The sequence below is a fragment of the Amycolatopsis sp. NPDC049253 genome, from assembly GCF_040678995.1.
Classification (GTDB): domain Bacteria; phylum Actinomycetota; class Actinomycetes; order Mycobacteriales; family Pseudonocardiaceae; genus Amycolatopsis.
In genome coordinates, this window is the sequence record NZ_JBFAQX010000018.1 from 94,862 (window position 1) to 112,711 (window position 17,850).

Sequence of the window (17,850 nt, forward strand, 5' to 3'; positions counted from 1 at the left end):
CGAGGTGCAGGCTACTGGGCGGGGGCGCGGCAGGATGGTCGCCATGCCGCAGCCACCGGAATTCATCCGCCACCTGGGTCTGTCGCCGCTGCCCGTCGAAGGCGGCCTCTTCGCGCAGAGCTGGCGGGCCGAGGAGGGGTCCGCGATCTACTACCTGCTGGTGGCGCCGCAGGTCTCCGCTCCGCACCGCCTGGATCGCGTCGAAGTCTTCGTGCACCACGCCGGGGCGCCGGCGCGGATGCTGCTCCTGCACCCGGACGGCACGGTCACCCGGCCGGTGCTGGGCACCGACGTCGCCGCGGGCGAACGGCCGCAGGTCGTGGTGCCCGCGGGAACCTGGCAGGCGACGGTCCCGCTGGGCGAGTGGTCCCTGCTCGGCACCGTGGTGGTGCCGAGCTACACCGACGACTGCGTGGAGTTCGCCGACGTCGAGACGCTCGCCGCGCGGTTTCCCGCCGCGGCGGCGGAGCTGAGGGCCCTGCCGCGGTGACCCGACGGCCGCTGGTGATCAGGGTTGCCGGTGATCAGGGCCCGTCGACGCCCGGGGTCCAGCTCTCCGGCACACCGCTTTCGGTGAGCACCGGCTGCCACTCGGCGAAGCCTTCGGGAGCCGTGTCCTGCCACGGGAAGTGCCCGTCGGCCGTGGCGACGAGGACCTGCAGCGCCGGGAAGTCGCCGTCGGGGTAGACGAGGAACGCCGAGCCGAAGTACTCCGGGTAGTGGCCCTTGGCGACGCGTTCGAACACGACGGCGCTGCCCTGGAAGAAGTCGTCGTAGCGCTTGCCGACCTCGAAGATCTCGCCGTTGGCCGCGCGGTCGACGTACGCGTCGAGCAGGATCGGGCCCAGGTCGCCGGGAAGACCGACGACCACGACCTCCGGCACGCTGTGCAGCGCCCACGCGCAGGCGGTGAAGCAGAAGCCGGCGCCCTGATCGTCCTGCGGGACCGCGATGACCGCGTTGCCCCGTTCCTTGGCCTGGGATTCGATCCAGTCGATCAGGCGCTGCTCTTCGGCGGTGAGGGCTGAGGTCGTCACGGCGGCCATTGTGCCGCACCCGCGCGGCTGAGCCCAGTACCGACAGCCGCGAATTTCCGGGCACAGCAAGGAATCCGACTACGCTCCGCTGATCGAATGAGAAACGGCCCCGGCCGGACGCGGGTTCTCCCGCACTCGACCGGGGCCGTTCGCCGGCACGCTCTACTCTCGGTGTGCCGCCGATACTCCTTGTCGCGGCGGGAAAACCCGCCCTGCGCCGTCGTCAGTCGACGGACGCCATCACCTCGTCGGAGACATGGAATTCGACGCAGCGCGTACACGCTCCACGCCGCACCACCCTCAGTCGACCGAGGCCATCACCTCGTCGGAAACGTCGAAGTTCGCGTACACGTTCTGCACGTCGTCGCAGTCCTCGAGCGCGTCGATCAGCTTGAAGACCTTCTTCGCGCCGTCGACGTCCAGCGGCACCGAGACCGTGGGGAGGAACGTGAGCTCCGCCGACTCGTACTCGAACCCGGCCTCCTGCAGCGCTTTGCGCACCGGCACCAGGTCGCCGCCCTCGGAGACGATCTCGAAGCTCTCGTCGAGGTCGTTGACCTCTTCGGCGCCCGCGTCGAGCACGGCCATGAGCACGTCGTCCTCGGTCGCCGCGCCCTTGGGCATGATCACGACGCCCTTGCGATTGAACATGTACGCGACGGAGCCCGGGTCGGCCAGCGAGCCGTTGTTGCGCGTGAGCGCGGTCCGGACCTCCATGGCGGCGCGGTTCTTGTTGTCGGTGAGGCACTCGATCAGCACCGCGACGCCGTTGGGCCCGTAGCCCTCGTACGTGATGTTCTGCCAGTCGGCGCCACCGGCCTCTTCACCGGCGCCGCGCTTGCGCGCGCGCTCGATGTTGTCCTGCGGGACCGAGTTCTTCTTCGCCTTCTGGATGGCGTCGTAGAGGGTGGGGTTGCCGTCGGGGTCCCCACCTCCGGTGCCGGTCCGGGCGGCCACCTCGATGTTCTTGATCAGCCGGGCGAAGAGCTTGCCACGCTTCGCGTCGAGGTTGGCCTTCTTGTGCTTCGTCGTGGCCCACTTGGAGTGGCCGCTCATCTTTCCTCCATTTGTTCCGCGTGCCCCCGACTCGCGTCGCGCGCACGCCGCAATCCCTGCTCAGGCTTCTCGCACGAGCTCGACGAACAACCGGTGCACCCGCTCGTCCCCGGTGATCTCCGGGTGGAACGCCGTGGCCAGCACCGACCCCTGCCGGACCGCGACGATCCTAGCCTCGGGCTCGCCGGCCGCGGGGTCTTCGGGCACCGACTCTCCGGACACGAGCGCCGCCGGGACGGTGGCCAGCACCTCGACCCCCGCCCCCGCCTTCTCGACCCACGGAGCCCGGATGAAGACCGCGTGCACAGGCCCGCCTTCGACACCCGCGAAGTCGAGGTCCACCTCGAACGAGTCGACCTGCCGGCCGAACGCGTTGCGCCGGACGACCACGTCGAGCCCGCCGAGCTGCTGCTGGTCCGGGCGCCCGTCCAGCGCCTGGCGCGCCAGCAGGATCAGCCCGGCGCACGAGCCGAAGGCGGGCATCCCGTCCGCGATCCGCGCCCGCAGCGGCTCGAGCAGCTCGAAGCTCTCCAGCAGCCGCGACATGGTGGTGGACTCCCCGCCGGGGAGCACCAGGCCGTCCACTTCGGACAGTTCCGCCTCGCGGCGCACCGGCACGGCGTGCGCGCCCGCGCGCTCCAGCATCGCGACGTGCTCGCGCACGGCGCCCTGCAAGGCGAGCACGCCGACCGTCGGCCGTGCTCCCGAAGCTGTCGCCACCCGACCTCCCGAAAGACGTTCTGCTCAGCTTAGGGGGACGCCCCGCGGGCCTCCCGGCCAGGTCAGCGGGCGGTCGGCCGGCTGTCACCCACCCGAGGGACCGGGCCGGCCACCGGACCCCGGCGCCGGCAAGTGGCCTTCCCGAAACGTCGCCGAGTGGCCACCTCGAGGGGGATCTTGCCGGAGCTCACGACGCCCGCGGGCCGGACAACCACGGGAATCCACGTGGTTGCCCCCGCCGGTACCTCCAGGATACCCCGCCGGCGCCGATGCAGGTCAGCGTGGATCCGGCGGCACGTGACGCGGCCGACACCACCCCGCCACGGGCGGAACCGCAGGTGGTGGCCACCCGGAAAGTGGACTGCCGAGATAGCCGGGCACTGGCCTGGTTCACCGGTCCACCGCGCCCCTACGCTCGGAACCGCAGGAGTTTCGTCCCCGAGAAAGGCCCCGAGGTGTCCGAGCAGCAGACCACCCCCGAACCCCAGTCCGTCACCGGCACCGCCAAGGTCAAGCGCGGGATGGCGGAGATGCTCAAGGGCGGCGTGATCATGGACGTGGTCACCGCCGAGCAGGCGAAGATCGCCGAGGACGCCGGCGCGGTCGCGGTGATGGCACTCGAGCGCGTGCCCGCGGACATCCGCGCCCAGGGCGGCGTCGCGCGCATGAGCGACCCGGACCTGATCGACGGCATCATCGAGGCCGTCTCGATCCCGGTCATGGCGAAGGCCCGCATCGGCCACTTCGTCGAGGCGCAGGTGCTGCAGTCGCTCGGTGTCGACTACGTCGACGAGTCGGAGGTGCTCACGCCCGCCGACTACGCCAACCACATCGACAAGTGGGCCTTCACCGTCCCCTTCGTCTGCGGCGCGACCAACCTGGGCGAGGCGCTGCGCCGGATCACCGAGGGCGCGGCGATGATCCGTTCCAAGGGCGAGGCCGGCACCGGTGACGTCTCCAACGCCACCACCCACATGCGCCAGATCCGCGCCGAGATCCGCAAGCTGTCCTCGCTGCCCGAGGACGAGCTGTTCGTCGCGGCCAAGGAGCTGCAGGCGCCGTACGAGCTGGTCAAGGAGGTCGCGCAGAACGGCAAGCTGCCGGTGGTGCTCTTCACCGCGGGCGGCATCGCGACCCCGGCCGACGCGGCGATGATGATGCAGCTCGGCGCCGAGGGCGTGTTCGTGGGCTCGGGCATCTTCAAGTCCGGCAACCCCGCGCAGCGCGCCGAGGCCATCGTCAAGGCGACGACGTTCTACGACGACCCCGACGTGCTGGCCAAGGTCTCGCGCGGCCTGGGCGAGGCGATGGTGGGAATCAACGTCGAGGAGCTGCCGGAGCCGCACCGCCTCGCCGAGCGCGGCTGGTAAGCCCCGGGGTTCTCACCACCGGTTTTTCACGAGTACTCGGAGATCTCCACCCCGAACGTGCCGGGCTCCAGCGCCTCGAAGATGTGCGGCACGTCCCCGGGGTAGCAGATGTAGTCGCCGGGCAGCAGCTCGACCGGGTCGTCGCGCACGCCGACGCGGGCCCGTCCGGCGCAGATCACGATGTGCTCGACCACGCCGTTCATGTGCGGGTCCGACCTGCGCGGAGTGCCCGGCTCCGCGCGGATCACGTACATGTCCCGGCGCGCCGAAGGTGGGCACGCGGACAGCAGCGTGCACGCGTAGTCGGCGTGCTCGGCGAACACGGTCGGCCCCTTGCCCGCGCGGATCACGCGGACCTGGGGCCGTTCGGGTTCCACGAGCCGGGAGAACGGCACGTCGAGCGCCACACCCAGGGCCCACAGCGTCTCCACGCTCGGGTTGCCCGAGCCGGATTCGAGCTGCGAGAGCGTCGATTTCGCCAGGCCGGCGCGGCGCGCGACCTCGGTGAGCGACAGGCCCGCGCGGGTGCGCTCGCGCCGCAGCGACGCGGCGATGATCTCCAGCGGCGCGCCGCCGGTCTCCTGCGACATCTGTGTTCGCTCCATCAGTCTTTCCGTTCGCCTTGACGAACACCCGGTCCTGTGTTCAGCATAAGGCACTATGCGTTCGATTTGGCGAACACTCGACCGGGAGCTGACCCGGGACATCGCACTCGTCTGCGTGGCCGACGGCCTCGTGGGCGTCTCCTACGGCGCCATCGCGGTGAGCTCGGGCTTCCCGCTGTGGGCGCCGATGCTGCTGTCGCTGCTGGTCTTCGCGGGCGCGTCGCAGTTCATGCTGGTGGGCATCATCGCCGGTGGCGGCAACCCGCTGGCCGCGGTGGTCGCGGGTCTGCTGGTGAACGCGCGGCACCTGCCGTTCGGCTTCGCGATCGGCGACGTCTTCGACTCGAAGTGGGCCGCGCGCATCGCCGGCAGCCACCTGATGATCGACGAGTCGGTGGCCTTCGCCCTGGCCCAGCGCGATTCGGGGCGCCGCCGCGCCGCCTACTGGGCGTGCGGCGCGGGCCTGTTCGTCTCGTGGAACGCCGGCTGCGTCGCGGGCGCCTTCGCCGGCACCGCGATCAGCGACACCGCCGCGTTCGGCCTGGACGCCGCGTTCCCGGCCGTGCTGCTGGCCCTCGTGCTGCCGTCATTGCGCGACCGCGCCACCCGGCTGCCCGTCGCCGTGGGCGTGGTGGTCGCCCTCGCGGCGACCCCGTTCCTGCCCGCCGGCCTGCCGGTGCTGCTGGCGCTGGCAGGCGTGCTCGTCGGCGTGGCGGCCAAGGAACCGAAGACGCTGGAAGGAGCCCGCTGATGGACGGCCTCGAGCTCCTGATCGCCACCGTGGTGCTCGCGGCGGGCACGTTCGCCTTCCGCTTCGCCGGGCCGGTGCTGCGCACGCGCGTGCACCTCTCCCCTCGCGCCCAGCGGCTCATGGCGCTCTCGGCCGTCGTCCTGCTGGCCGCGCTGGTCGCGACGAGCGCGCTGACGGAAGGGCACACGTTCGCCGGGATCGCCCGGCCGGCCGGGGTTCTGGTCGGCGGCGTGCTGGCGTGGCGCAAGGCCCCGTTCGTGGCCGTGGTCGTGGCCGCCGCGGCGACCGCGGCCCTGCTGCGCCTGGCCGGGGTGCCCTGAGCCTTCAGCCGTCGGCCGCGGTCACCACGGCGTCGGCGGCGACCGTGCGGGAGTGGACGCCGTCGGAGGCCGCGGCGACCAGGCCCGCGGCGCGCAGGAGCTGAAGGTGCTTCGCGACGACGCCTTGCTTGCTTCGGGCTCGTGCGGCGCGCCAGCTCGTCGACGTCGGCGGGCGTGGTCAGTGCGGTGAGGAGCGCGCTGCGGCTGCGGCCGAGCACCCCGCGCAGGGCCGCCGGCGACGAGCTACCGCCGGTCTCCCACAGGCCGGCGACGCCGCGGGCCGGGTAGCGCAGCACCGGCTGCCGGCCCGCGTGGGTCCGCGAGATCACGCGCGGCCCCGGGGCTGATGGAGCGGTACTGGGCGGTGGCGCTGGCGCCCGCGTGGCCGCGCATGCGGGCCCTGCTGGAAGGCGACGTGCTGCACCGTTCGCGCCTGCTCGCCGCCGGCGCGGCGGAGGACCTGTTCCACGACCTTGCGCCCGCCGTCCACTGGGCCGAGGGCGCGCTGATCGTCGCGCAGCGGCACGTGCCCGCCACGGGCGTGCCGCACGGCCACGGGCTCGTGCTGGCGCCGTCGGTGTTCGTCTTGAGCCGGTCGAGCCCCGCCTCCGGGTCGCGGTGCAGGCGGGCCAGCGCGGCCGAGGGCGGCGGGTCCATCGCCGCCAGCTCGCGCCGCACCGCGCGCGGCGCCACGTCGCGCAGGTCCGCGAGCTCGTCGGCCAGCTGCGGCACGGGCGAAGCCGGTGCGGGCGTGAGGAAGCGCGGCACCGAGCGGCCGGCGACGAGATCGGCGAGCGGCGTGACGTCGATCCCCGCGTCGGCCAGCGCACCCGACGCCTTGCGCACCCACGGCAGGTGCAGCGCGTGCTCCCCCGGCCGGGCCAGCACGCGGACGCTCGCCACGATTTCCCACAACGGGGAGAACGCGAGCCTCGTTCGCGCCCATTCGTCCGCCGACCACGCCAGCTCCAGCACGTTCCTCCTCCTCGAAAACGGGAATCGGAGAAGTGTAAAACAATCCGTTGTGGACAGTCAGGCCGGGGTTACCCCTTGAGGGAAGGCGAACACGCGGTCCGGATCGTAGCGACGGGCGAGGGCCCGCAGCCGGGGAAGGTTCCCGCCGCAATAGGCCTGAGCCCAGTCCGGCATTTCCGGATCGAGGTAGTTGACGTAGCCGGTTGTGCCGAATTCCGGCCCGAGCCCGTCGCGGATTCGCCCCATCGCGCGCCTTGCCGCGGGTTCGGTCGCGTGCTCCAGCCCGTGGACGAACTGGAAGCTCGCGAGCGCCCGGCGGTGCGGGAAAGCCGAGTCGCCGCGCGCGATCGCGCCGCCACCACCGTCCACGATCGTGTAAGCGTCCGGGTTCTCGCTCAGCAACGCGAGGACCGCGGCCGGATCCCGCGCGGGGCGCATGAGCATCCGTGACGTCGCCACGTACGCCGCGGTCCCGATCTTGCCGGTGCCGCCGCCCCAGCCGGGACCGCACGCCGAACCCGCCAGGTCCGTGCAGCCGGCGAAGTACCGCATCGCGCCGAGGAAGTCGGTCTCCGGCTCCTCGCGCTTCACCGGTGCCGCGCCCACCCGGCGGACGAAGTCGTCCAGGATCGGCTTCAGCCGGCGGCGCGGACCCACGAAGCAGCCGTCGAAGTTCGCCCCCGTGGCGCCGAGCCCGAGGTCGGACCAGAGCTCATCGGGCATCCGCGGCTGCCAGTCCTGCCACTCGGCGAACAGCGTCGCGGCCGTCTCGGGCGGGAACTGCAGGCTGAACGACGTGAGGTCCGGCGCCTCGGCGGTCCGGAAGGTGAACGACGTGACGATGCCGAAGTTGCCGCCCCCGCCGCCGCGCAGCGCCCAGAAGAGGTCCGCGTGCTGGTGCGCGGACACCGTGCGCGCCACGCCGTCGGCCGTCACGACCCGTGCCGACTCGAGCTGGTCGCACGTGAGCCCGAGCTTGCGGCCGAGCACGCCGACTCCCCCGCCGAGCGTCAGCCCGGCGATGCCGACGGTCGGGCACGTGCCCACCGCCAGCGCCCGCCCCGCCGACCCGAGCGCCTGGTACACGGGCCCCAGCCGCGCGCCCGCGCCCACCACGGCTCGCCCGTGGCCGAGGACGCGGATCCCTGCGAGCCGCCCCACGTCCACCACCAGGCCGCCGTCCACAGTGGAGTACCCGACGTAGCTGTACCCGCCCGAGCGCGCGGCCACCGGGGTGCCGTGCCGCGCCGCGAAGTCCACGCACGCCTGCACGTCCGCCTCGCTCGCGCAGCCGGCGATCGCCGCCGGGCGGTGGTCGTACAGCGTGAAACAGCCGTGGCGAGCGGCCTCGTAACCCGCGTCGCCGGGCACCAGCAACGCCCCTGAAAGCCGCCGCCGAAGGGCGGCCCACCGGTCCGGCGCTGCGTCCGGAGTGGCGGCCCCCAGGCCCGCCGCCACCGGTACCGCCGCCCCGGACACCCGCAGGAACGTGCGTCTGCTGATCGTCGTCCCGCTCCCCCTCACCCGGCCCGAGGCCGGATCCCACCGGGAAGCAAACGCGTGGTCCCCCCGGCCCTGCCTTGCCCTGCCCAGGGTAGCGGGTGTGTGATCGAGCACATCGCGTACACCAGCCGTTCGCCGAGGAGTCGCCATGGCCGACAAACAGAGCAGGAGTACCGACACCGGGGCCGCCGTCGCTGTGGCCGACCCCGCCCAGGTGCGCAACGTCGTGCTGGTGGGGCCCTCGGGATCCGGGAAGACCACCCTCACCGAGGCCTTGCTCGCGGCGTCGGGCACCGTCCCACGGGCCGGCTCGGTCGTCGAGGGCACCACGGTCTGCGACCACGACCCGGCCGCCGTGCGCCAGCAGCGGTCCGTGGGGCTGTCGGTGGCTCCGGTGCTGCACCAAGGCCACAAGATCAACCTGATCGACACCCCGGGGTACGCCGATTTCGTCGGCGAGCTGCGCGCGGGGCTGCGCGCCGCCGACGCCGCGCTGTTCGTGGTGTGCGCGGCCGAAGGGGTCGACGCCGCGACGGTCGCCGTGTGGGAGGAGTGCGCGTCGGTCGGGATGCCCCGGGCCGTGATCGTCTCCCGTCTGGACCACCACCGGGCCGACGCACTCGCGGAGATCGCCGCCTGCCAGGCCGCGTTCGGTGCGGGCGTGCTGCCGCTGTACCTGCCGGCTCGCGACGGGCTGGTCGGTCTCATCACCCGGCGCTACTTCGACTACTCGGCCGGCTACCCGCCGCGGATCGGCGAGCCCGACCCGGCCGATCTCGCCGGGCTCGAAGACGCCCGCAACGAGCTCATCGAGGGCATCATCGCCGAGAGCGAGGACGAGACCCTCATGGAGCGCTACCTCGGCGGCGAGGAGATCTCCGAGGACACGCTCATCGCCGACCTCGAGACGGCCGTGGCGCGCGGGTCGTTCCACCCCGTCATTCCCGTGTGCGCCACCAGCGGCATCGGGCTCGCGGAAGTGCTCGACGGGATCGTCCGCGCGTTCCCGTCACCGCTGGAGCACACCCTGCCCGGCGTCACGACCCCCGACGGCGGCCCGCACGGCGACCTCACGGCCGACCCCGCGGGACCGCTCGCCGCCGAGGTCGTGCGCACGGCGGTCGACTCCTACGTCGGGCGCGTGTCGCTCGTGCGGGTGTTCTCGGGGACGCTGCGACCGGAGAACGCGGTGCACGTCTCCGGCCACGGCCTCGCCGAGCGCGGGCACGAGGACCACGACGCCGACGAACGCGTGGCGCACCTGTACTCGCCACTCGGCTCCACGCTGCGCGAAGTCCCCTACTGCGTGGCGGGCGACCTGTGCGCGCTGACCAAGGTCGGCTCGGCGGAAACGGGCGACACCGTTTCGTCGCCGGACGACCCGCTGGTGATGAAACCCTGGCGCATGCCCGAGCCGCTCCTGCCGGTCGCCATCATCGCGAAGACCCGCAGCGACGAGGACACCCTGTCGCGCAACCTCTCGCGCCTCGTGGCCGGCGACCCGACGCTGCGGCTCGACCGCAACGCCGAGACCGGCCAGCTCGTGCTCTGGTGCATGGGCGAGGCGCACGCCGACGTCGTCCTGTCGCGGCTGCGCGCCGGCGGCGCCGACGTGGACACCGAACCGGTGCGCATCAGCCTGCGCGCCACATTCGGCAAACCCGCCCGCGGCCACGGCCGCCACGTGAAGCAGTCCGGTGGCCACGGCCAGTTCGCCGTGTGCGACATCGAAGTGGAACCGTTGCCGCGCGGCAGCGGTTTCGAGTTCGTGGACAAGGTCGTCGGCGGCTCGGTGCCGCACCAGTTCATCCCGAGCGTGGAGAAAGGCGTGCGCGCGCAGCTCAAGCGGGGGCTCGTGGACGGGCACCCGGTCGTCGACGTGCGCGTGACGCTCGTCGACGGCAAGGCCCACAGCGTCGACTCGTCGGACGCGGCGTTCCAGACCGCCGGGGCACTCGCCCTGCGGGAAGCCGCGGCCGCCAGCCGGATCACGTTGCTGGAACCCCTGGACACCGTCGCCATCACGCTCGCGGACGAGCACCTGGGCACCGTCCTCGGCGACCTGTCGTCCCGGCGCGGGCGGGTCCTCGGCACCGAGTCGGGCGAGGGCGGCCGCACGGTCATCAACGCCGAGGTGCCCGCCGCGGAGCTCCTGCGGTACGCGATCGACCTGCGCTCGCTGACGTCGGGCACGGCCACGTTCACCCGCGTCCACGCCCGCTTCGAGCCGCTGCCGGAAGGGGCGGCGGTGCCTATGTGAGCCCCATCCGCGGTCAGCGCAGTGCCCGCCTGAACGCGGCGGCTCAGAACTCGAAGCCCCCCGGCTTGCCGTTGCGGTCGGCGATCAGACCGGCCAGGACGGCGATGGCGATCTCGGCCGGCTTGCGCGAGCCGATGTTCAGCCCCACCGGGCGGTGCACCCGCGCGATGTCCGGGGCCGGCACGCCGAGCGCCGTCAGCGCCGACACGTGCGGCCCCTCGTGGCGCGGGTTGCCCAGCACGCCGACCCAGCGGGCGTCCTGCGCGAGCGCGTCGCGCAACACCGGGCCCAGCTCGGCGCGGTGGTGGTCCGTCACCACGACGTCCGCGGTCCCGTCGAGGGCCGGCATCGCGGTGCGGATGTCGCACGCGGACTCCACGTCGGTGGCGCGCGCGGCGTCCGGCTCGAACAGCACGGTGTGGTAGCCCAGGTCGGCGGCGTAGCTCAGCAGGTACCGGGCCACCGGCGACGCGAACACCGTGACCAGGGTCCGCGCGTCGGGGTTCGCTTCGGGAGCGCCGTGGGCGACGGCGCAGGCATCCGGTTCGGCGGTCATGCGCCCCAGTCTGCCACCGGCACCCGGAAACCCGGTCACACCTCGGGTTCGGCGAACTCGAAGTACTCGGGCAGCGGCGCCGTCCCGGCGAGCTTGAAGTACCGCACTTTCCGCCGGCGCCGCAGGGCGAGGGTGTCGCGCACGGCGTCGTTGTGCACGCGGCGGGCGATGACCACCCGGTGCTCGGCGTCGGTGAGCTCCTCGGCCAGCGCCGGCGGCAGCGCCGCCCGGTCGATGGCACCGAGACGCAGGGTCAAGTCGTTCTCGTCGGCCTCGCGTTCGGCGCGGGACGCGCGCTCCGCCCGCTCGGCGGCGGCGTGCAGGCCGGGGCCGGTGCCGTCGAGCAGCGCCGCCACCGCACGGGCGACCACCGCCCGCCGCGCCAGCGCCGCGTCGAGCGCGGCCCAGCCGGCGTCCATGCGCACGTGGAGGCGGTCGAGGCGGTTGGCCGTGGCCACGAGGAAAAGCCCGCCCAGCACCACGATCGCGGCGAGCACGGGGATCAGCCACGCGAGCCACGTCACCGCGCGAACTCCCGCTCCGCCGCGACGACGAGCCTCGGGTCGGCGGCGATCGCCGTCTCGTACACGCGCAGGACCTGCGTGACGACGACCGACCAGTCGTACGCCGTCACGCGCTCCCCCGCCGCGGCGGCGAGCGACGCGCGCCGCGCCGGGTCGCCGAGCAGCTCGCGCAGCCCTTCGGCGAGCGCACCGGCGTCGCCGGTCGCCGCGAGCTGCCCGGCCTTGCCGTCGTCGAGCACGCGGCGGAACGAGTCGAGCCCGCTGGCCAGCACGGGCGTGCCCGAGGCCATGGCCTCGGTGAGGATCATGCCGAAGCTCTCGCCGCCGGTGTTCGGCGCGCAGTACACGTCGACGCTGCGCAGCGCGCGCGCCTTCGTGGCGTCGTCGACCTGGCCGAGCAGCTCGACGTGGGGCCACAGCTCGGGGCCGGCCATGCGCCGCAGCTGGTCCGGGTCACCGCGCCCGACCACGAGCAGCCGCAGGTCCTCGAACTCCGGCAGCAGACGGCGCGACGCCTCCAGCAGCACGTCCATGCCCTTGCGGGGTTCGGTGAACCGGCCGACGAACCCGACCGTGCCGCCCGCGCGCGGGTAGCCCTCCAGCGGCGTGGCGCGGGCGAAGAACTCGGCGTCGACGCCGTTGGGGATCTCCACCGCGTCGCCGCCGGCGTGCTCCACCTGCACCCGGCGGGCCAGCGCCGACACCGCGATGCGCGCGGTGATCTTCTCCAGCAGCGGTCGCAGCACGGGCTGGAACGCCGCCAGCGTGCGCGAACGCGTGGTCGCCGTGTGGAAAGTGGCGACGATCGGCCCGTCGGCCACCTTCAGGGCGAGCAGCGACAGGCTGGGCGCGGCCGGTTCGTGCAGGTGCAGCACGTCGAACCCGTTGTCCCGGATCCAGCGCCGCACCCGCGCGTAGGAGACGGGCCCGAACTGCAGCCGCGCGACCGAGCCGTTGTACGGGATGCCGAGCGCCTTGCCCGCGGGGTGCACGAAGTCCGGCAGCACGGCGTCCTCGTCGGCCGGCGCCAGCACGGACACCTGGTGCCCGCGCGCGATGAGCGCCCGCGCGAGGTCGATCACGTGTCCCTGCACCCCGCCCGGCACGTCGAACGAGTAGGGGCACACGATCCCGATCTTCAGCCCGCCCGCCACCGCGTCAGCCCACTTCTTCGAGGCTGGCGCGTTCGGCGGCCTCGAGGTCGGCGAGCCAGATCTTCTGCAGCATGTGCCAGTCGGCCGGGTGCGCCGCGATGTCGCCGGCGAACGCGTCGGCCAGCGCCTGGGTGGCCGCGGGCACCTCGGCACGGGCGGTCACGCGGATGCGCGGGTGCACCCGGACCTGCCAGCCGTCCTCGCTGAACCACGAGCCGACCGGCAGCAGCGCGGCCCCGGTCGTGGCAGCGAGCCGCGCCGGGCCCGCGGGCATGCGCGTGCGCTCGCCGAAGAACCGGACGGGAACCCCGCTCATGGTGAGGTCGCGGTCGCCGACGAGGCACACGACCTTGTTCTCCCGCAGGCGTTTCAGCAGGAGGCGCATCGCCGCGCTGTCGCCGGTGAGCGGCACGATCTCGAACCCGAGCGACTCGCGGTAGGCCACGAACCGGTTGAACAGCGACTCGGGCTTCAGGCGTTCGACGACCGTGGTGAACCCGCCGAGCCGGTCGGCCAGCCACACCCCGATCGCGTCCCAGTTCCCGCTGTGCGGCAGCGCGATCACCGCGCCGTTGCCCTCGGCGAGCGCGGCGTCGATGTTCTCGACGCCGGTGATCGCGGCGCCGACCTTGGAGATCACCTCGGCGCGGTCCATCGACGGGAGCCGGAACGTCTCGTACCAGTACCGCGCGTACGACCGCATGGCCCGGCGGACGAGCTCGTCGAGCTCCGTCTCGTCGGCCTGCGGCACGACCCGCGCGAGGTTGGCGCGCAGCTGGCGCACGCCCCCGCCGCCGCGGCGGGTGGCGAGGTCGGCGCCCAGCGCGAACGCCGCCGTCCCCATCGGCTCGGGCATCCGGCGGGCGAGCTGCCAGCCCGCCGTGTAGCCGAACTCGCCGAGCCGCTGGGACAGCGCGCTCACGGCTGCGCCCCGCCTGTCTGCACGTCACCGGTCGTGGCCTGCTCGGCCGGAGCGGCGGCGGGTTGCTCGGTCTGCGCGGCCTGCTCGGGCGGCTTGGCGTGTTCGGTCTGCGGAGCTCGCTTGGCCTGCTCGGCCACGGCCCGCGCGGCCTTCGCGACGGCGGCACCGCGCTGCAGCAGCGTGATCACCGACAGCACGGCGAGCAGCCAGAGCGTGATCTCCACCGTGTAGGGCACCCCGAGGCCGTGCAGGCCGGTGCCGACGAGCGCGATGATCAGCCGCTCGGCCCGCTCGACGAGGCCGCCGTCGGCTTCGAGGCCCGACGCGTCGGCGCGGGCCTTGACGTAGGAGATGACCTGGGCGAGCACCAGGCAGATCAGGGCGGCCGCGGCCGCGCGGTTGTTGTGGTCGACCACGAAGCACCACCACGCGATGGCGGCGAACAGCGCACCGTCCACCAAGCGGTCGCACGTCGCGTCGAGGACGGCCCCGAACGGCGTGCCGTAACCGCGGGCCCTGGCCATGGCGCCGTCGAGGAGGTCCAGCATGGCGAACCCCCACACGGTGAAGGTTCCCCACAGCAGGAGCCCCTGCGGGAAGAAGACCAGCGCGCACGCCACGGCACCCGCGGTGCCGATCACGGTCATCGCGTTCGGAGTCAGTCCGGCACGGACCAGCGTCCGACCGATCGGATCGGTGACGCGGGAGACTGAGGCACGGGCGAAAATGTTGAGCATCTCGTCGTCTTGTGCACCTGGCTCGAGGGTGGGTGGGCCACGAAAGCCTATCGACCCGCCGGCACGGGACCGACGTCCCGCCCCGCGACCCGCCGGGCGATCAGCCTGATTTCGGCAGTTCGATGACCGGCGCCACGAATTCGCCGGCCTCCTCGGCCGCGAGCGCGGCCGCGCACTGGGGCCGCAGCCCGCCGAGGATCGCCGCGCTGATCTCGCCCAGCTGCTGAGCCTGCTCCGGTGTCAGGCGGTCGAAGAGGCTCTCGCGCACGGCCTCGACGTGGCCGGGGGCGGCCGCCTCGAGCGCCGCGAACCCGGCGTCGGTGAGCACCGCCCAGGCGCCGCGCTTGTCGGTGGGACACGACTCGCGCCGCACCCAGCCCTTGCTCTCCAGGCGGGCCACGGCGTGCGAGAGCCGGCTGCGCGAGGAGCCGCGCGCTTCGGCGAGCTCGCTCATCCGCAGCCGGCGGCCCTCGGCCTCCGACAGCGCGACCAGAACCTCGTAGTACGTGTGCGGCATGCCCGAGTCGTGTTGCAGCTGGCCTTCGAGGTGCGCTTGCAACAGCGCGGCGGCCTGGGCGAAGTCACGCCAGACGCGTTGCTCGTCTTCGGAAAGCCAGCGAGGTTCGGACATACCTCCATGCTACCCCTGATTGAGGGCTCAATTACCGCGTCGGTACACTCCCGCGCCACGTGGTCTTCACCACGCGTCCGCCAGAAGTTTCCTCGTCTCGCCGAGCAGCTGCGGCAGCACCTTGGTGTGCCCGATCACCGGCATGAAGTTGGCGTCGCCGCCCCAGCGCGGCACCAGGTGCTGGTGCAGGTGCGCCGCGATGCCCGCGCCGGCGATCACGCCCTGGTTCATCCCGATGTTGAACCCGTGCGCCGCCGACACCGCCCGCACCACGCGCATGGCGTGCTGCGTGAACTCGGCCAGCTCGCGCGTCTCGGCCTCGGTCAGGTCGGTGTAGTCGGCCACGTGGCGGTAGGGCACCACCATGAGGTGGCCGGGGTTGTACGGGTACAGGTTCAGCACCGCGTACACTGTCTCGCCGCGCGCCAGGATCAGCGCCGTCTCGTCGTCGAGGCTGGGGATGCGGCAGAACGGGCAGCCGTCGGACTCGTCGTCGTCCGGCCTCTCCTGCCCCTTGATGTAGGCCATCCGGTGCGGGGTCCACAGCCGCTGGAGCGCGTCCGGGACCCCCACTCCGTCCTGCTCGACGATCTCGGGACCGTCCGCGTCGCTCACCGCAGGATCTTCTCCACGGCCTCCGCGCTCGGCGAGGCGTTCTCGCGGCCGGCCACCCACTCGGCGATGGCGTCGACGGCGGTGTCCACCGACACGCCGTTGATCTGGCCGCCGTCGCGGAAGCGGAACGACACCGCGCCCGCCTCGGCGTCCTTCGCGCCCGCCAGGAGCAGGAACGGCACCTTCTGCGTGGTGTGGGTGCGGATCTTCTTCTGCATGCGGTCGTCGCTCGCGTCGACCTCGGCCCGGATCCCCTTGGCGCGCAACGCCTTCTGCACACCCTCGAGGAACTCCACCTGGTCGGCGGTGATCGGGATGCCCACGACCTGTACCGGCGAGAGCCACGCGGGGAACGCACCGGCGTAGTGCTCGGTCAGCACACCGAAGAACCGCTCGATCGAGCCGAACAGGGCGCGGTGGATCATCACCGGGCGCTGGCGCGAACCGTCGGACGCGGTGTACTCGAGGTTGAAGCGCTTGTTCTGGTTGAAGTCCAGCTGGATCGTGGACATCTGCCAGGTGCGGCCGATGGCGTCGCGCGCCTGCACGGAGATCTTCGGGCCGTAGAAGGCGGCGCCGCCCGGGTCGGGCACGAGCTCGAGACCGGAGTCGATCGCGGCCTGGCGCAGCGTCTCCGTGGCCTCTTCCCACTCCCAGTCCTCGCCGATGAACTTCTCGGAGTCGCCGCGGGTGGACAGCTCGAGGTAGAAGTCCGACAGCCCGTAGTCGGCCAGCAGGTCGAGCACGAACTTCAGCAGCGAGCGCAGCTCGCCCGGCATCTGCTCCTTGGTGCAGTAGATGTGCGAGTCGTCCATCGTCAGGCCGCGCACGCGGGTGAGGCCGTGGACCACACCGGACTTCTCGTAGCGGTACACCGTGCCGAACTCGAACAGCCGCAGCGGCAGCTCCCGGTACGACCGCCCGCGCGAGCGGTAGACCAGGTTGTGCATCGGGCAGTTCATGGCCTTGAGGTAGTAGTCCTCGTCGTCGAACTTGACCGGCGGGAACATCGTGTCGGCGTAGTAGGGCAGATGGCCGGAGGTGTGGAACAGCTCGCCCTTGGAGATGTGCGGCGTGTTCACGAACTCGTAGCCGGCCTCCTCGTGGCGGCGGCGCGAGTAGTTCTCCAGCTCGCGGCGGATGATGCCGCCCTTCGGGTGGAACACCGGCAGGCCGGAGCCGATCTCCTCCGGGAAGGAGAACAGGTCGAGCTCGGCGCCGAGGCGGCGGTGGTCGCGGCGCTCGGCCTCGGCGATGCGCTCGAGATAGGCGTCCTGCGCCTCGCCCGACTCCCACGCCGTGCCGTAGATCCGCTGCAGCTGCGGGTTCTTCTCACTGCCGCGCCAATAGGCGGCGGCCACGCGGGTCAGCTTGAACGCGGGGATGAACTTGGTGGTGGGCACGTGCGGGCCGCGGCACAGGTCGCTCCACACGCGCTCCTTGGTGCGCGGGTCGAGGTTGTCGTAGATGGTCAGCTCGCCGCCACCGACCTCCATGACCTCGTCGGTGTCCACTTCGGACTTGAGGTCGACCAGCTCGAGCTTGAACGGCTCGTTCGCCAGCTCCTTCTTCGCCTCGTCGACGGAGTCGAACACGCGGCGGGAGAACTGCTGGGCCCCCTTCACGATCTGCTTCATGCGCTTCTCGAGCGCCTGCAGGTCTTCCGGCGTGAAGGGCTTGTCGACCGCGAAGTCGTAGTAGAAGCCGTCCTTGACCGGCGGCCCGATACCGAGCTTCGCGTCGGGGAACTCCTGCTGCACGGCCTGCGCCAGCACGTGGGCGGCCGAGTGGCGGATCACGCTGCGGCCGTCCTCGGTGTTCGCCGCGACGGGCTCCACCTCGGCGTCGGCCTCGGGCGCCCACGCGAGGTCGCGCAGCCGGCCCTCGGCGTCGCGCACGACGACGATCGTGTCCGGGCCCTTGGTCGGCAGCCCGGCCTCGCGGACCGCGGCTCCCGCCGTAGTGCCCGCCGGGACCACCACGCGCTCGGCGGGGACGGCGGCGGCTGACGGCGGATGCGACACGATCGGCTCCTTCTGGGGCAAGTGACGAGGATGACTCCGGTTGATGCTAGTCGTCGGCCCGCGGGCGCCTCACGCGTGTCGGCGCTAACC

At 72.5% G+C, this 17,850-nt stretch carries 18 protein-coding genes and 1 pseudogene; 5 read left to right on the top strand and 14 right to left on the bottom strand.

Annotated elements, in window-relative coordinates; translation table 11 throughout:
• Nucleotides 1–43: 43 nt before the first annotated feature.
• Nucleotides 44–490 (top strand): cupin domain-containing protein, encoded by a 447-nt coding sequence (locus AB0K15_RS32300; protein ID WP_364058967.1) that lies wholly within the window; start codon nt 44–46, stop codon nt 488–490.
• A gap of 34 nt (nt 491–524) precedes the next feature.
• On the opposite strand, the gene AB0K15_RS32305 is transcribed toward AB0K15_RS32300, so the two are convergent.
• The 3 genes from AB0K15_RS32305 to pdxT form a co-directional block, all read right to left on the bottom strand.
• The gene (locus AB0K15_RS32305; protein ID WP_364058970.1) at nt 525–1,046 is read right to left on the bottom strand and encodes a DUF4262 domain-containing protein; all 522 of its coding nucleotides are present in this window, start codon (nt 1,044–1,046) and stop codon (nt 525–527) included.
• A 291-nt stretch (nt 1,047–1,337) separates the two neighbouring features.
• On the bottom strand, nt 1,338–2,093 hold the full coding sequence (locus tag AB0K15_RS32310) for a YebC/PmpR family DNA-binding transcriptional regulator (protein WP_364058973.1): 756 nt from the start codon (nt 2,091–2,093) through the stop codon (nt 1,338–1,340).
• 60 nt (nt 2,094–2,153) lie between these two features.
• Entirely contained in the window at nt 2,154–2,813 is a 660-nt protein-coding gene (gene pdxT, locus AB0K15_RS32315) for a pyridoxal 5'-phosphate synthase glutaminase subunit PdxT (protein ID WP_364058976.1), read from the bottom strand.
• A gap of 455 nt (nt 2,814–3,268) precedes the next feature.
• Here pdxT and pdxS point away from each other — a divergent pair, with 455 nt between their 5' ends.
• The gene (gene pdxS / locus AB0K15_RS32320; RefSeq protein ID WP_364058979.1) at nt 3,269–4,183 is read left to right on the top strand and encodes a pyridoxal 5'-phosphate synthase lyase subunit PdxS; all 915 of its coding nucleotides are present in this window, start codon (nt 3,269–3,271) and stop codon (nt 4,181–4,183) included.
• A 26-nt stretch (nt 4,184–4,209) separates the two neighbouring features.
• Here the strand turns inward: pdxS and AB0K15_RS32325 are convergent, their stop codons facing one another.
• Nucleotides 4,210–4,773 carry an XRE family transcriptional regulator gene (locus tag AB0K15_RS32325; RefSeq protein WP_364059165.1) on the bottom strand — a complete coding sequence of 188 codons (564 nt, stop codon included), beginning with the start codon at nt 4,771–4,773 and terminating at the stop codon, nt 4,210–4,212.
• Nucleotides 4,774–4,843: 70 nt separating this feature from the next.
• Here AB0K15_RS32325 and AB0K15_RS32330 point away from each other — a divergent pair, with 70 nt between their 5' ends.
• Nucleotides 4,844–5,539, top strand: a complete 696-nt coding sequence (locus tag AB0K15_RS32330) for an AzlC family ABC transporter permease (RefSeq protein WP_364058982.1) — start codon at nt 4,844–4,846, stop codon at nt 5,537–5,539.
• The gene (locus AB0K15_RS32335; RefSeq protein ID WP_364058985.1) at nt 5,539–5,859 is read left to right on the top strand and encodes an AzlD domain-containing protein; all 321 of its coding nucleotides are present in this window, start codon (nt 5,539–5,541) and stop codon (nt 5,857–5,859) included. Before AB0K15_RS32330 ends, AB0K15_RS32335 begins: the two co-directional genes overlap by 1 nt.
• 243 nt (nt 5,860–6,102) lie before the next feature.
• Here the strand turns inward: AB0K15_RS32335 and AB0K15_RS32340 are convergent, their stop codons facing one another.
• Entirely contained in the window at nt 6,103–6,834 is a 732-nt protein-coding gene (locus AB0K15_RS32340) for a hypothetical protein (protein ID WP_364058988.1), read from the bottom strand.
• Between the two features lie 57 nt (nt 6,835–6,891).
• Nucleotides 6,892–8,313, bottom strand: coding sequence for an FAD-binding oxidoreductase (locus AB0K15_RS32345; protein WP_364058991.1), 1,422 nt, complete (start codon nt 8,311–8,313; stop codon nt 6,892–6,894).
• 172 nt (nt 8,314–8,485) lie between these two features.
• Between AB0K15_RS32345 and AB0K15_RS32350 the strand changes: the two genes are divergently transcribed.
• Nucleotides 8,486–10,597, top strand: a complete 2,112-nt coding sequence (locus tag AB0K15_RS32350) for an elongation factor G-like protein EF-G2 (RefSeq protein WP_364058994.1) — start codon at nt 8,486–8,488, stop codon at nt 10,595–10,597.
• Between the two features lie 43 nt (nt 10,598–10,640).
• Here AB0K15_RS32350 and AB0K15_RS32355 read toward each other — a convergent pair whose 3' ends face one another.
• The 8 genes and pseudogenes from AB0K15_RS32355 to thrS all read right to left on the bottom strand — a co-directional run bounded on the left by AB0K15_RS32355 (nt 10,641) and on the right by thrS (nt 17,760).
• Nucleotides 10,641–11,153: an XdhC family protein gene (locus tag AB0K15_RS32355; RefSeq protein ID WP_364058997.1), complete on the bottom strand. Its 513-nt coding sequence runs from the start codon at nt 11,151–11,153 to the stop codon at nt 10,641–10,643.
• Nucleotides 11,154–11,188: 35 nt separating this feature from the next.
• The gene (locus AB0K15_RS32360; RefSeq protein ID WP_364059000.1) at nt 11,189–11,677 is read right to left on the bottom strand and encodes an NUDIX hydrolase; all 489 of its coding nucleotides are present in this window, start codon (nt 11,675–11,677) and stop codon (nt 11,189–11,191) included.
• The gene (locus AB0K15_RS32365) at nt 11,674–12,819 is read right to left on the bottom strand and encodes a glycosyltransferase family 4 protein (protein WP_364059168.1); all 1,146 of its coding nucleotides are present in this window, start codon (nt 12,817–12,819) and stop codon (nt 11,674–11,676) included. The genes AB0K15_RS32360 and AB0K15_RS32365 overlap by 4 nt, the downstream gene beginning before the upstream one ends.
• 16 nt (nt 12,820–12,835) lie before the next feature.
• Entirely contained in the window at nt 12,836–13,753 is a 918-nt protein-coding gene (locus AB0K15_RS32370) for a phosphatidylinositol mannoside acyltransferase (RefSeq protein ID WP_364059003.1), read from the bottom strand.
• 137 nt (nt 13,754–13,890) lie between these two features.
• Nucleotides 13,891–14,490: pseudogene (gene pgsA / locus AB0K15_RS32375) on the bottom strand (phosphatidylinositol phosphate synthase); the annotation flags it as partial.
• A 100-nt stretch (nt 14,491–14,590) separates the two neighbouring features.
• Nucleotides 14,591–15,121 (bottom strand): MarR family transcriptional regulator, encoded by a 531-nt coding sequence (locus AB0K15_RS32380; RefSeq protein WP_364059006.1) that lies wholly within the window; start codon nt 15,119–15,121, stop codon nt 14,591–14,593.
• A gap of 66 nt (nt 15,122–15,187) precedes the next feature.
• The gene (locus AB0K15_RS32385) at nt 15,188–15,736 is read right to left on the bottom strand and encodes an HIT domain-containing protein (RefSeq protein ID WP_364059009.1); all 549 of its coding nucleotides are present in this window, start codon (nt 15,734–15,736) and stop codon (nt 15,188–15,190) included.
• The gene (gene thrS, locus AB0K15_RS32390) at nt 15,733–17,760 is read right to left on the bottom strand and encodes a threonine--tRNA ligase (protein WP_364059012.1); all 2,028 of its coding nucleotides are present in this window, start codon (nt 17,758–17,760) and stop codon (nt 15,733–15,735) included. Before thrS ends, AB0K15_RS32385 begins: the two co-directional genes overlap by 4 nt.
• Between the last annotated feature and the right edge of the window lie 90 nt (nt 17,761–17,850).

Bases quoted from the DNA above. Each gene is read 5' to 3' on its own strand.
- AB0K15_RS32350 (WP_364058994.1), top strand. From the start codon at position 8,486: ATGGCCGACAAACAGAGCAGGAGTACCGACACCGGGGCCGCCGTCGCT.
- AB0K15_RS32335 (WP_364058985.1), top strand. From the start codon at position 5,539: ATGGACGGCCTCGAGCTCCTGATCGCCACCGTGGTGCTCGCGGCGGGC.
- AB0K15_RS32330 (WP_364058982.1), top strand. From the start codon at position 4,844: ATGCGTTCGATTTGGCGAACACTCGACCGGGAGCTGACCCGGGACATC.
- AB0K15_RS32300 (WP_364058967.1), top strand. From the start codon at position 44: ATGCCGCAGCCACCGGAATTCATCCGCCACCTGGGTCTGTCGCCGCTG.
- AB0K15_RS32325 (WP_364059165.1), bottom strand. From the start codon at position 4,773: ATGTCGCAGGAGACCGGCGGCGCGCCGCTGGAGATCATCGCCGCGTCG.
- AB0K15_RS32310 (WP_364058973.1), bottom strand. From the start codon at position 2,093: ATGAGCGGCCACTCCAAGTGGGCCACGACGAAGCACAAGAAGGCCAAC.
- AB0K15_RS32355 (WP_364058997.1), bottom strand. From the start codon at position 11,153: ATGACCGCCGAACCGGATGCCTGCGCCGTCGCCCACGGCGCTCCCGAA.
- AB0K15_RS32380 (WP_364059006.1), bottom strand. From the start codon at position 15,121: ATGTCCGAACCTCGCTGGCTTTCCGAAGACGAGCAACGCGTCTGGCGT.
- AB0K15_RS32305 (WP_364058970.1), bottom strand. From the start codon at position 1,046: ATGGCCGCCGTGACGACCTCAGCCCTCACCGCCGAAGAGCAGCGCCTG.